12 protein-coding genes are annotated in these 13,458 nt (G+C 54.7%); 9 read left to right on the top strand and 3 right to left on the bottom strand.

Annotation, left to right across the window (positions count from 1 at the left end; translation table 11 throughout):
- The 6 genes from mobA to icmT form a co-directional block, all read left to right on the top strand.
- A partial coding sequence (gene mobA, locus APH36_RS32375) for a plasmid mobilization protein MobA (RefSeq protein ID WP_060500895.1) occupies positions 1 to 209 on the top strand: 209 nt, incomplete at its 5' end.
- Positions 209 to 2,422 carry a TraI/MobA(P) family conjugative relaxase gene (traI, locus tag APH36_RS24800; protein WP_198752938.1) on the top strand — a complete coding sequence of 738 codons (2,214 nt, stop codon included), beginning with the start codon at positions 209 to 211 and terminating at the stop codon, positions 2,420 to 2,422. The genes mobA and traI, both read left to right, overlap by 1 nt.
- A gap of 60 nt (positions 2,423 to 2,482) precedes the next feature.
- Positions 2,483 to 2,941, top strand: coding sequence for a DotD/TraH family lipoprotein (locus tag APH36_RS24795; RefSeq protein ID WP_009682502.1), 459 nt, complete (start codon positions 2,483 to 2,485; stop codon positions 2,939 to 2,941).
- Between the two features lie 14 nt (positions 2,942 to 2,955).
- Complete coding sequence (locus APH36_RS24790) at positions 2,956 to 3,816, top strand: type IV secretory system conjugative DNA transfer family protein (protein ID WP_009682501.1); 861 nt, start codon at positions 2,956 to 2,958, stop codon at positions 3,814 to 3,816.
- Positions 3,813 to 4,991 carry a plasmid transfer ATPase TraJ gene (gene traJ / locus APH36_RS24785; protein WP_054903732.1) on the top strand — a complete coding sequence of 393 codons (1,179 nt, stop codon included), beginning with the start codon at positions 3,813 to 3,815 and terminating at the stop codon, positions 4,989 to 4,991. The genes APH36_RS24790 and traJ overlap by 4 nt, the downstream gene beginning before the upstream one ends.
- Positions 4,981 to 5,244 (top strand): IcmT/TraK family protein, encoded by a 264-nt coding sequence (icmT, locus tag APH36_RS32370; protein WP_033690317.1) that lies wholly within the window; start codon positions 4,981 to 4,983, stop codon positions 5,242 to 5,244. The genes traJ and icmT overlap by 11 nt, the downstream gene beginning before the upstream one ends.
- A 41-nt stretch (positions 5,245 to 5,285) precedes the next feature.
- Here icmT and APH36_RS24780 read toward each other — a convergent pair whose 3' ends face one another.
- Together APH36_RS24780 and APH36_RS24775 are read right to left on the bottom strand one after the other, a co-directional pair.
- Positions 5,286 to 5,978 carry a hypothetical protein gene (locus APH36_RS24780; protein WP_009682498.1) on the bottom strand — a complete coding sequence of 231 codons (693 nt, stop codon included), beginning with the start codon at positions 5,976 to 5,978 and terminating at the stop codon, positions 5,286 to 5,288.
- Positions 5,965 to 6,495: a hypothetical protein gene (locus APH36_RS24775; protein ID WP_054903731.1), complete on the bottom strand. Its 531-nt coding sequence runs from the start codon at positions 6,493 to 6,495 to the stop codon at positions 5,965 to 5,967. The genes APH36_RS24780 and APH36_RS24775 overlap by 14 nt, the downstream gene beginning before the upstream one ends.
- Positions 6,496 to 6,707: 212 nt before the next feature.
- On the opposite strand from APH36_RS24775, the gene APH36_RS24770 reads away from it, so the two are divergent.
- From APH36_RS24770 to APH36_RS24760, 3 genes are all read left to right on the top strand, one after another.
- The gene (locus APH36_RS24770) at positions 6,708 to 9,824 is read left to right on the top strand and encodes an LPD7 domain-containing protein (protein WP_054903730.1); all 3,117 of its coding nucleotides are present in this window, start codon (positions 6,708 to 6,710) and stop codon (positions 9,822 to 9,824) included.
- Between the two features lie 35 nt (positions 9,825 to 9,859).
- Entirely contained in the window at positions 9,860 to 10,369 is a 510-nt protein-coding gene (locus tag APH36_RS24765; protein WP_009682495.1) for a hypothetical protein, read from the top strand.
- Between the two features lie 87 nt (positions 10,370 to 10,456).
- Positions 10,457 to 10,843 carry a hypothetical protein gene (locus APH36_RS24760; protein WP_023662970.1) on the top strand — a complete coding sequence of 129 codons (387 nt, stop codon included), beginning with the start codon at positions 10,457 to 10,459 and terminating at the stop codon, positions 10,841 to 10,843.
- Positions 10,844 to 10,897: 54 nt separating this feature from the next.
- Here APH36_RS24760 and APH36_RS24755 read toward each other — a convergent pair.
- Positions 10,898 to 13,458: helicase-related protein (locus APH36_RS24755; protein WP_374754808.1), on the bottom strand; the 2,561-nt coding region annotated here is incomplete at its 5' end.

Raw genomic sequence — 13,458 nt, 5'->3', positions numbered from 1 at the left:
ACTGCGGCCAGAGCGTGGGTCAATTCATGCTCGCAGCTGCGCTTGGGAGACGTACAAGGTCTAAGGTGGAGGGGCATATCCTCAACGAACTGCGGAGGCTCGGAGGCCTCCAGAAACACTTGTTCAATGAAGGCGGTGGGAAGCTTTCAAAAGAGTACGCACAGATCCTGGTGGCGTTGAAAGCTGCTATCGAAAGGATCGGTTCGTAATGCTTGCGAAGGTTCCACCGAAACGGGCCGATGGGAGCTCAAGCTTCTCGGCGTTGGTCGACTACGCGACAGAACGTGACGAAGAAAAGGAGACACAAACGGATGAGCTCAATCCAGGCCACACCCGAAGAGACGACTCAATTCTTGAGTCTGCTCGAGAACATATCGAAAGAGCAGCAGACCGTTTGCGAGAGATTGGACGAATTGATGCTGCAACTCAAAATGCCATCCGAGAACGTGCTCGAAGTATTGGAATTGCTCTTGATTCCAATGGGCGTCGATATCAACAGGATCAACACCCAGTTCCAGTCCGCATTGACGAGCCTGGACCCATCACAGAACGAGGGGTAAGCGCTGATGGACATGAAAGCCGTCTTGCCGTTGCTCAGCACCATCTTGCAGCAGCAGCAAACCATCTCCGACAAGCTGTTAGAAATCATCCTGACTTTGCGGCAAGAGCAAGATCCCGTGGAGCCAACCTTGCGTTTCATGCTGCAGCCGCTCAAAGAAGGGATGCAGGAGATGAGCTCAATGCTATCGCCGAGCTCGAATCCGGACTCCTCCTCGGAGCACCAGTAAGGGAAGTTACACGTTCCGGTGTATCCTGCCAGCACAACTGCTTGAGCTTGGCGACAGCCGCGGCAGAAATGAAAGCAGTCGCGGCTCAAAATTCACGTGTTAAGGATCCTGTTTACCATGTCATCTTGAGCTGGCCGCAATCAGAGAAACCAACTGATGATCAAGCTTTCGATTGTGCTCTGCATGCAATGGATGCGGTCGGTATGGCGGAGCACCAGTATGTGTTTGCTATCCATCATGACACGGACAATGTTCACTTACACATGACGGTGAATCGGGTTCACCCCGATTCGTATAACGCGGTGTACCCGGATAGAGATTATTTTAAGCTCGATTATGCAATGCGAGAGCTTGAGCTTCGCTATGGTTGGACTCATGACAATGGTCCCTACAGTGTCATAGACAAAAAGGGCTCGCCTGAAATTGCCTGGTCAGCGCCTAAACCCAAATTTCAAGGTAAACAGCCTACTCGTGCTGCGGATATGGAACGTCATCTTGACCAGGAAAGTCTGCACACTTATTCTCGCGGTGAACCTCGCGATGCAATTGCAACGCTTCTGAAAAAGAAAAGCCTTACCTGGCAGAAACTGCACGCGGAACTAGCGCGATTTGGGTTGGGGATCAAACCCAAAGGTCGCGGCATGGGTATTTATTCGCTTGAAGAACAGAGCTTGGTGCCTATCAAAGCAAGCGACATGCACGAGGCCTTGTCTAAGGCTCGATTGGAAAAGCGTCTTGGTGACTATGAGGAGCGTAAAGTTACACAAGAGCTGATGGCTCTTATGAGTTACGACAAATTCGCAAGCCCACGACGGAATCCCGAAGATCGTCAGCAGCGCCGCACAGAGCGAGCTAATTTGCGCAGGGCACTACGTGCCCGATACGAAGCCTATCGGACAAAATTTGTATATCGCCGAGTTGATAAAGAGTGGGTCAAGCAACAATTCAAACGCGTACGCGATGACTCCAGACAGCAGCGCCTGGATATCAAATTGCGTATTAAAAATCCAAAGGATCGAAAAGCATTTTACAGTATCTTGGCGTTCGAGACACTAAGAGCTAGAGAGGAACTGAAAACTAAGATTTCAAAAATGCGCGCAGATTTAAAGAATGATCCTTCTAATAAAAGGCTCAGTTATCGTGAATGGGTTGAGCAAGAAGCAGCCACCGGTGATCCAGGGGCAATCAGTCAGCTGCGAGGTTTCACATATGGCGAGAAACGCGCAGCGAAGGCTGAAGGAGCTAACGGTTTCGAATTTGCCCGGGATCTCGATCCTAAATATCAGTCGATCGATGGAATGCTCGGTGTAGTTAGGAGAAACGGCACAGTCATTTACCGGCGGGCCGCTGGCGATCCGGGATTTGAAGACCTTGGCGGCCAGTTCAACTTCCCTGGCCAAGCGGTAGACAGTGAGCTGATCACCCGCGCCTTACGCGCGATGCCGAACACGGCACCACCTGGTCCGTTGCGGATCACCGGCAGTGCCGAATTTAAGCGCTCGCTGATCGAGGCTTTGGTCGATGAACGATACAGCGGTGCGCTAGCAGATCCAGAGCTCGAAAAATTGCTTCATGAGCTCAAGGCCGAGCGGGACGCACAGCAGAGGTCAAGAAGCGGCCCGCGGGGGGGATAGTGTTTGCTTGTGCTCATTCCGTATTATAGTATTTATACGAAATCAACGGAGGGTTTGATAATGGCCAACACACGTTACCCACTAGCACTGGTTGCCTTGGCTCTTGCCCTTGGGGGCTGCGCATCGAAGAAACCGGACGAATCGGCCCAGCAGCTGATCGACCAACAGATCCTCGAAGCGTCGCAACGCATTGAGATGGCTCAGGCCGACCTATATCAGCAGGGCGCGATTAATAGCCGCGTGGTGATGCGCCTTCCGTCGACCATCGTGGACGACAAGCAGCGTGTGTCGCTCAAGTGGCAGGGCGATGCAGTCGAACTGTTAGCAGCCTTGGCTCGGGATCGTGGGCTTGAGTTCTCGTTCATGGGCGTGCGTATGCCGCTGCCGGTCGACATCGATGTAAACAAGGTGCCCTACAACACCTTGATGCTGATGATTCGCTCCCAAGTTGGCTACCGCGCCAATGTGACCCAGACGCCCGGGAAGTTGGAACTTCATTACAACCGGCCTCAGGCCTGAGCTGGAGGTACGCTATGAAGCGGATTTTCGCATTGTTGCCTCTGATGGTTTCGCTTGCTGTCCATGCGGGCGAAACCCCCGAGCTTGATGCCAGCGGGCAGACAAGCGCTCCAGTCGTTGAAACGGCACCGCCTGATCTCGACTCGTTGCTGAAACCACAGTCAAAAGCGACCACCAAGGTCACCGACATTCGCAATCAATTGCTGACCGACATGGGTAACACTGTCGGCTTCCGCGGCGGTATGGCAGCTCGAGCTCGTGAGCTGGTTGATGGCCTTAACGCACGATCGCCGTCACTCGATGCAATGTTCAAGTTCGCTCCCATGATCGCTAAGAACGGCACGCTTCCACCAGTTATCGTAGAAGCCCGGGACGTTGCTGCGTTCTCTCAAGACCAGGTCCGAACAGCGAATCGCGTCTACAAAATTGAGCGTGAGGAACGGTTTGTGAGTGTTCCCCCTACTTGGCGTGACTACCTTTATGTTGGCCTGCCTCTGAATGCCAGTGTTGAACTGCCCGACTTCGAAGCACGCCCTCAAGACAGTGACGAGGCTGAAATCTGGGAGGTAGCAGTCCGTAAAGGTTGGGACGATGGTTACAAACAAGCGGACGCTATCCTCGCCGCCAATTTCAATCGTTTGACCCGCGATTACCTCGGGATGCACCTCTACTCCTCTCTTCTGCAGAACGACATGATCAGCTCGACCAGCGTGGCTGAAAGCCAGCAGACTGTTACGGGTGATGGTAAGCAAATGATGCTTGGCGACAAATTGCGTCGCGTAACCGGCCGTGCGACGTTCGAGACTGATCCTAAAAAATGGCGCCCTACGGTAAAAACGCAGTACCGGCAGACCGGTGATGGTGCGACCAAGTGACGAGTCCAATATTCGATCCGTACAATTTCGAGGGCGACTTGTCTCCCGATAATTTCATGCGCTTTCTGAAGCTGTGTGCGGATCGGGGGGTGTCTGACATTCTCGTACAAGGCGGCGACTACATTTGGGTCGAGCTGCATGGACGGCAACTGAAAGCGTCAACGACGACAATCAAGCAAGGTCAGCTATCACCGTTGATGGCGTCGGCTTGGTCCGCTGAAATTGAAAGCATGATCAAGCAGGGTGATGAGGGTGTTGACCGTGCCTTGGAGCTGGCTGGAGAAGAGTTTGGGCTGGCTCGGGGTACCACGCTTCGCTTTCGGACCAACTTTGTTCAAGCGCGCATAGCCAGCATCGATGAGGCTTATTCGATCACCATGCGGGTGATTCCGTCGGATCTGCCTGATATCGATAAAATGGGAATCGAGCCCGACTTGATCCGGGGCTGCTACGCAGAAATGGGCCTGGTTCTGGTCTGCGGACCCACTGGGTCTGGAAAAACAACTTTCCTCGCGGGCCTGTACAAGAAGGCAGGGACAGAAATGCCCGACCGGAAAGTGATCACCTATGAGGACCCCATCGAGTATGTACTTGGTGGTCCGCACTGGTTGGGACCGCAACCGTCGCAATCGCAACTGCGTAGAGACATTGGCGACTTCCCGAAAGCACTTCGGAATGCCATGCGTCGTAAACCCAGTATCATCGGTATCGGTGAAGCTCGGGACCGCGAGACGATCGAGGCAATGACTGAGGCTGGGCTGACTGGTCACTTATGCTTTGCCACCATGCACACCGAGTCTGTTGCTGAGACGATCAACCGTGCAATTCAAACCTATCCACCTGACCAGCAAGCCGGTATGGCTTCACGCCTGGCCGGTGCCTTACGTGTCATTCTGGTTCAACGCCTGCTCAAAACCACGGACGGCAAGCGAGCTGCGATCCGTGAGTACCTGGTGTTCGATCGTGAGGTGCGCAATGAACTACAGTCCCTTCCTTACACGGACTGGGGCCGGTTCATTCGGGGTTTACTGGAGAAGGCCGAGGCAACCCTGGATGACAAAGCCTGGCGTTTGTTCCAGGCGGATCGCATTGATGCTGGCGAGTTCATCAGCCTGGCCGGCGCTAAAGAGTTCAAGAAACGCTGCGAGTTGGAGGGTCTAAACCATGGCATCTAGCTGGAGAGGCGCATCAATCTCACCCAAGGCCTTCGGTATACCCTGCGGGGCTTATCTGCCGTTGATGGCCTGTCTGTATGTAGGGCATAAACCGTGGGTATGGATCACCGCAGTGATGATCATCGTCTGCTTCGGCGTCATGGCTCATATTGGGTGGACCCTGGATGTTTGCTGGAACAAGTTCCTGGGCTTCATGCGCGGAGGTCGGATCGTGTCACGGCCGTGGTGGTACAGGAACCGATTCAGAGATTAGAAAAAAACCGCCCTGAGAGGCGGTTTTTTGATGTCAGTCGTTCAGCGTGCTCGAGGACCTCGGTCCCTGCTGGCTTGTGCAGCCAATGGTGCAGCGTCGGTACTGGCTGGCCCTGGCGGTTCTAACGTGATCCGGATACCGGGGTTGAGGCGGCAAGTCGCCTCCTTGATTGCCGACCAGTGTTTATGGGGGAGCACTCCTACCGTCAACGGCTTCTCACTGAAGGCCACCTTGGCAGGATAGGCAATTACCTTCATATGTTCCCAGTCCGGAGCGGCCGTCAGTGTGCTCAACAACTCGGGTCGTTGCTGCAGCAATAGATGAGGCTTCGCCAATTCGGTCTTTGTCGGGGTCAAGCCTTCGCAGACCAACCTTTCCCGCAGAAGATCCTGCAGATCATCCATCATGCTCCTGGACATTCTGGCAAACGACACAAAGTCGTGGTTGGCCAGGTCCTCCGGCTTCATCATGAGTGGATTCTGCTTGTGATCAAGCTCCACCAGGAAATCGATAACAGTAAAATGGAGTCGGTTTTTGTCAGCGTACGCCCGAGCCGCCATAAAGCCGTCCTGCTTGCTCTGATACCCGTACAGTGCCGGGAACACGTCCCCAGGTTGCCCGTTGAGTAGCGCGCCGCAGTCCTTCAAGGCGATCGCCCGCGGCGCTGGGCCAGCGTAGAAGTAAACGCTGGAGAGCTCGATAATGTGCGAGTCTGTTTTCTCAGTCGTGCTCACCAATGCCACCTTTTGACCAACCCTGAATCAAGACCCTTTCCACCTTCTGTCGTTCACCTACCTTACTTACGACATCCTGCATCACGCGTTTGCACTGTTTAGGTGTCAAATCCATGCGCTTCAAGGCCTCAACCCACTTCATGACCGGCCGACCGGGCTTGCCATCATGAAGCATCAAGCGGTAAACCGAGGGTGGCGATCTACCAATAAGGGTGGCAAACGTATCTCGATCTTGAGGCGAATCTTGCAGTCCTAAATAGTCGTAAAAATCCTTGATATCCAACGGCGGTTGCACCGGTGAAGACTCAGGATGCGTTTTGTAGAGAAAAAGCAGCATAGCCACCACGGGGTCGTTGATCTGCTCAGCCGACTTATCCGGGCCTGTTAGCTCTTCCCACTTCGCTTTCTGCAGGCCAAAGGCGTCTGCAGCAGCAACCTTGGTCAGACCGTTCTCGATCCGCCATCTCTCCAAATCCGTCCCACAAATTGGCTGAATTTCATCAGTTCCAAAGGACATTTGATCCCCTCAAATGTAGCAGACGTAGCCCTCCTAGGCCTTAGGGCGCGGAGCTTCCCATTCCGCTGAATTTTGAATAATATACACAATACGAAATTTCAGCAGTCACGGTCCAGCCCAGAGCGACGCGCTTAACCCAACTTTACCCAGCCCCTCCACGGGGGGCTCAGGGCAACGGACTACCCCACCATCCGGAAGGAGGCAGGATTGCCATGAGCGAAGTAAGCGAAGCCTTGATGCAAGAGTTCCGCCAAGCTGTCTACGAGCGATTGAATTCGCCGCAGGCAACGGAGGCCTCTCCCCGTGAAGCGATCGAACGTCGTGCTAAGGCGTACCAAGCCTGGCTAAATAGCCAACCTTCCGAAGAAGAGGCTGCGGCCGTCCCTACTGCGTTGGTCAGACATTGGGTTGCTGCAGACCTGTCGTCATGGCGCTCAATTGACGCCAAGAATACAGCTGAAGCAGCAACTACCGTTTATCAGAATATTTTCGCATACGATACATATGCGGAATTGCTAATGGAACTAGACCAGGCCCTTTACAGCGAAATTATTTCGCGTTTGAGGGGGCATGAAGCATTCGGTAACGGTTTTGGCCGTGGAAACCCTGATTTAGATCAAGAAAGTGTTGATCAGGATCCAAAAATCCAGATTAGCGAGCTCTTGAAGGAGATCACCTACAAGGAGCGGCGCGATGGCAGCGTCCTCTATTCCCTGCATGACAGACCTATTTTCATCGACCATGGGCAGCAAATCCTCATGGTGGCTGAAGCAAAAGATGATGAGATGGCCATTCTCGCCGGCCTCTACATGGCGAAACAGAAGTTCGGTGGGTCTATCGAGCTCACTGGCAGTGAAGAGTTTAAGCGCCGGGCGATCGCGGTTCTGATCAAGCATGAGGTTCCGGTAGAACTCAACAACCCCGCACAAGAAGCTATTCGCCGCGAACTGCTCGGCTTGCCACCCATTGCAGCTGTACCAGACAAAGCCGCCGCGCAAACTGAAACGCCGAAACCGACCGAGGCAACCGCTGAGAAGGTGGGCACCTCCAGCGAAGAAACGGCATCACCTGCAGAACCGGCCGCAAATGATCCTACACCTGTGAATGCCCGTGAGGGTGTGATCGTAGATTTCGGCCCGGCGCCGTATCTTTTCGACAAGAAGCAAAGCAAAAGCTTCTACGTGAAGTTGCGCAATAGCGACGGAGAAGAGCGTGTTACCTGGGGGGTAGATCTGGCCCGAGTGTTCCGCGAGAACGAAATCGCAGCAGGCGATACCGTCACGTTGAATAACTTGGGTCGTAAGCAGGTGACGGTAGAGGTGCCGGTACGTGGCAGCGATGGCCGTGTCGAGCGTTACGAAGAAAAAACGGTTCATCGTAATGAGTGGGAAGCCGTTCTGCTTGCTAAAGCTGATCGTGAGCAGGCCCCCCCAGTCGAACCGTTGGCAGCTGAGTCCCTCACAGTTGCTGGACGCGATGCGAGATTCGTTGAGTCAATCGGTCTGCCTACAGGTGATATCAATGACTACCCTGATTTGCTGCCGTATCGGGCCGAGGATCACGCTATGGCAGTCATGTGGGAGCATGACAGCTCTCCGGAAGGACTGCGGACAATCGAAAGCTGCATGGCCGAGGCAAAATATCGCGCCGCGTTCCAAGCCAAGCTGGACAGTGAGCTCGGCAAGCTCAATACGCACTTCCGCGGGCAGATGGAAGCATCAGAGGGTTACGCCATAGCTAGAGAGCTGCTGGCAGACGCTGATAAGCAGTACGGGCCACTGCCCGAGCCTGGCAGCAATGAGTTTGACCGGATGTACCAGTTTGAGAATTGCTGGGATCCAGATGAAGTCATCGAAGCAATTGAACAGATAGATGCTGCTTATCTGGCCTCACTGAAAAATCATCAAGGCACAGATATCCCCCCTCGCTCCTCGACGGATTCAATTCCGACAGAAGTTTTGGAGTCGTTCACGCTGGATAGCTACAGCCAGTATCCCTATGACTCAGATACGACGCCTTCAGCTAGGTGGGAATTGCTGAACAGCGAGGCTGCTAAGCACGGCTACACCGCGAAAATTGGTCTAGTGAACGAATCGGAAAGGGTCGATGGTGTCACGTACTCCATTGCCTATTTTGACCGTGAAGGGCAACCGACCGGTATCCACACTGAATTGTGCGGGACGGGCAAGCCCGAGAGCGCTCCTGCAACCTTCCTTAATGGTCAGCGCATCCCCCAGCCAATGATCAACGATCCAGGCGCGGATATCGCCGTGCTTGCTGGTGCTATCTCCGAGTACGAGAAGTCCAGAACTCTGGACTGTACAGGAGAAGCTCCACAGGCTGCTGATGAAGTAGAACTGGGGGATTTAGCTGCAGCAGCGGTCGAGCACCGACATTTCCAGGCAACTGAGGGAGTGCCATTTGGGGACTCCGATCTGCAACAGGCTGAGAACCTTGTTGCGGTAAACGCCGCCGCCTGGTGGCGAGATCAGTCTGAGGCCATCAGTACCTGGAGCAAGTCGCTGGAAGAGCTTGAGCACGATCTGGCCGCTCTTGGGCCAGAGCCTGCGACCGATCAGTACTACTGGTTCGACAAAACAGGCCGTCCTGTGCCGGCACCAGTGAACGAGTACGACTGGATCATGGCGAAAGCCTTTATCAAGGATGAGCATACCCCCGAATCCCAGATTGAAGGCTTTGGCGCTGGCCTTCAAGGCAGGTCGAGCAACTCCGGTGTACCCGGGGACATTACCGGCGCTTCAACCAGTGACTCAACCACTCCTCAGGAGGTTGGTATGGCAAACGCTGACAGCAATACGGGACAGAAACTCATCCTTCGCGGTGTGACCAAGCTGGATAACGACCAGTACGACACCACAGTGCTCCTGTACCAGGGCAGTGGGGATTACCTACAGGGATACGTGAAGGTCAACGGTGAGAAGCACCAGGTCCTTGCGTTCATCAATGAGCGTAACCCCGACCCAGGTACCGGTGAGATCAAGCCTAACTTTATCACCCTGTCCCAGCCGAACAACGATGGAAGCGACCAGAAGTGGACGCAGATCGGCTTCGGGAACGCGGTTAATCGCCGCGGCGACGGGAAAGCCGTTTACTTCGATGAGGTGCTTTTCAACGTTGATAACCAGATCCTCAAGGCAAAGGTTACCAAGCACGTTGATGAGGATATGCACCGCAAGCTGGGTTTCCTCGAGCAACGTAAAGAGCGGGAGAAATCAAGCGCTTCCCCAAAGCCCGAGGCTCTGACGGAGCCCGTCAAGCAACAGCCCAGCCCGGCGCAACCCGCTGTTAAATCCCGGGCACGAGCTTGATGCTCCTGGCCGTTGAATGTTCTTGGAGGACTGGTATGAAGACACTGACCCGCGCGTTACTCGTTGTGCTGCTCATGAGCTCGGCTGTGACAGCCCATGCTGCCACCTGCCGTAGCGGAGAAGCCGCGGTGCGTGGTGGTGAGGCCGGCCTGGCTCGAGATCAGGACGCGGCCGACACCAACCAAACGGCTGCTCAGACATCGTCAGACATTTTGGGCAAATGTGTCGGGGGGATCACCGGCATATTCAGCACCACCTCTTTCCCTGATCTGTCTGCCATCTGGCAAATGATCAAGGACAAGGTTTGCTCGATCGCCAGCTCCTCAGTAAACGGTGTGATTTCCGAGGTGAATGGACAGATCAACGGAGTCATGAGCGAGGTTAACGGGGCCGTAACTGATGCTGTCAATCAAACGGGCGTCAACGATACCGGCCTTGGCACCGTTGTCGGTAGCGGCGATACGCATATCAGCAACCCTGTAGAGGTCGGACACACCAGTGACGCGGCCGATTCATCGACAAATTGGAATGAGGTTTGGAAATAAAAACCATCGAGCCCGCGGATTCGCGGGCTTTTGGTTTTCGGAGTGAAGAGTTACGGCCGGCGCGGCGGCGCTTAAGGAGGATCGGCCATGAGCGAAGTTTTTGTCAGCACGGTTCATCCGGCTATCGGAAGGTTGTACTGGGTATTCACATCCAATGCTGATTGCAATTACCCCGATCATTACAGCTTGACCGACTGGAGTGAGCTTGCGACTCGGTTTCCAAAAGGATGGCGAGATCATGACTACTACCACTGGCTGCATCGATCACATATCTCGAAAGTTTTCGAACCGGATGACCCCTACAGCGACTATGTCGAGTACGAGGACGAAGAAGCTGGGTGTCTGGAGCAGCGGCTTTCGGGATTGCTTGCTCGCCTACAGACCAAAAGCGGGCAGACAGTTGAGGAATTCAGGCACTGGATGTTTAGTGCAGTTTGGGTAGACGTCCCTGCGCTACGCATTGTTGAGAGCTGAATGGCGGGCGCAAATGATCAGTATGAAAAAGGGCGCCATGGGCGCCCTTTTTCATTACGCTCGCATTTTACTCCGTCCGGGAGCTGCGGAACCTTGTAGGAGGACCGATTTTGGCTCCCACTTCGACTGATAGGAGTCGTCAGCTTGCATCAGTTTCAGTTCCCGAAGCACATCCCGAGCATCCTCGCGCAGGTAGTCAAGCCGAGTCTGGTGCAGAAACGGCTTCGCCTTCTCTTGGATCGCTTTGTTGAGCTCTGACAGCTCGCGTCCCCGCGTCGACTCGGCCTCATCCCTCCAGCCTTCCAGGCGCTCCAGGAAGTTGTCCATTCGGCTGATGAACCCGCTGATGCTGAATTTGTCGTCAACGCGATACACCAGGTTGTCCGGCTCGTATGAGTCCCGACCGGTGACGGTGAAGTGGATTTTCTGCCGCTCGCATGACACTTGAATTTCGAAACCTCGATAGCTTCCTACGGGCACAAGCTCTGCGCGCTGGAACGTGTCTTCAGACCGCCGCTCGACGGCCCGCTTCATGGCGGTGGCGAATACCGCGGCCAGTCTTTCCTTGTCCGCGTCTTTGTAGGGTCTGCCATTCGCCGAGAACTCGAATTCAGGTTTGGTGCCGGCATCGCGCCGCTGGATCTCACTTGACCAGCGGGCGATTGCCCGATCGGCACGTGAGTCGGCGTCACGCAGCCACGCAATGCGGCTGTCGAGCGAGTGCTGGCCACGTTTGAAGTTGGAAAACAATGCTTCCACCTTCTTGAGGTCTGCAGCGATTTGCACCTGCTGGAAGATCAGAGGATTACCGGTGGCCGCGGCTTTCATCTCGGCGGCGTTGGCTGCCTCGCTGGCCACATCCTCGATCACACGCTGGAGGCTGTCCCCCTTGCGGAATTGTTCGATGCCAGCTGCCTTGAATTCGATGGTCTGCCACATGCGGCTATCGTAGGTCTGTTTCGTCGCGTAGCGTAGAATCTCGATCTCGAATCCGTCAGGATCCATCTCATAGAAGAGGTTACCTTGCCGCTCGATGCGACCATCGCGTTGCTCCAGGTCGCTTGGGCGCCATGGTGCATCCAGGTGGTGGAGAGCGACCAAGCGGCGTTGGACATTCATGCCGGCACCCATCTTCGCTGTTGACCCCAGAATGATCCTGACCTCGCCGGCATTCATCTCCGCAAAGAGCTTGGCTTTCTGCAGATCTGTGTTGGCCTCATGGATGTAGCGAATCTGGTTCGCCGGGATCCCGCGAGCGAGGAGCTTTGATCGAATGTCGTCGTATACGCTGAACGAACTGGCACCTGCCAGAATATCGTCCATAGAGATCGAGGCTTCTCCTTCTTCTTCGTCCTCTGAGCTCACAGCAGCCTGTTCTGGACGTTTTGGACCTTTTGGCGTGGATAGGTCACAGAAAATCAGTTGCGTGCCTTTACGGTCGTCCCAGTCCTGCCAAATGCGGAATGCTTGATCGACACACGCATTCACTTTGCTACCTGCGAAATCCTCAGCGCCGGGATCGATGAGTCGGAAATCCAACCCCGCTTTGCGCGCGTCGTTGGTGATCTTCAAAGGATTGTCGAGGCGTGGGTCTTTCGGCAAATGCTCCATGCGATGGATGATCGATCCATCGTTCCAAGTCTTGAACGTCGATCCATCCGCTTTAAGCAGCGGATTACCCTCTGCGTCGATCGCCTCTTGCTGAATGCCCATGTACCAAGCTTGAGCCTCCGATCGATCCACAATCACGTTCTGCGGGCGACCGCCTTTCAGCTTCGGTACTGGGAATCGGGTACCGCGGGCCTCGGCCTGGTCCTGTAGATCCTTCCGTGTGATTACATCAGCGAAGGTTCGATACATCGCCGTCAGCTCGGGAACGTTCTGGAACTTTGCAAAACGCGAGTTGAGCTTGTAGTTGACGCCGGTAGCGTCAAGCTCCCAGCCGGTTACAACCTGGCCGAATGTCGAAGCCCAGGCATCAAAATGAATGATGCCCCGGGCCTTCATTTCATCGTACTGGAGGTATCGTTGTACGGTGTAGAGCTCAGCGATCGTGTTGCTCAATGGGGTACCCGTGGCGAGAAACACGCCTCGGCCGTCGTTCCGTTGCTGCAGGTAGCGACACTTGACGAAAAGATCGAATGCTTTTTCCGATCCTGCCAGATTACCCAGCCCCGATACCCTGCTGAGCGAGGTCGTGATGAACAGGTTTTTGAATTCCTGCGCCTCATCTACAACCAAGGCGTCAACACCCAGATCGGCAAAGCTGACAGCCTGGTCTTTAGAACCGGTGTCGGCTTTCTTTTCCAGTCGCTCGGTCATCCGCTCTTTCGCCTTTTCCATCTCCTTGATGGTCACGCGATCGCCCTGGCTGCTCTTGAGGTCCAAAATGGCGTCAGTGAGATCCTGGATTTGCTCCTGCAGCAGCTCCTCGAGCGTCTCCGGGGGCATGCCAATTTTTTTGAACGAGCTGTGAGCCACCACCACAGCATCCCAATCCCCGGTAGCGATTCGGGCAAAGAGTCGCTCCCGGTTTTCTTTCTTGAAATCCGTCTTCTCAGCAACCAGCACGTTGGCGTTAGGGTAGAGGTCGTAGAAGGCATCCTTCCACTGCA

The organism is Pseudomonas sp. NBRC 111133, assembly GCF_001320605.1.
GTDB classification, from domain to species: Bacteria; Pseudomonadota; Gammaproteobacteria; order Pseudomonadales; family Pseudomonadaceae; genus Aquipseudomonas; species Aquipseudomonas monteilii.
The sequence above is the reverse complement of the archived record's forward strand: the minus strand, read 5'-3'. Positions and strand labels throughout refer to the sequence as shown.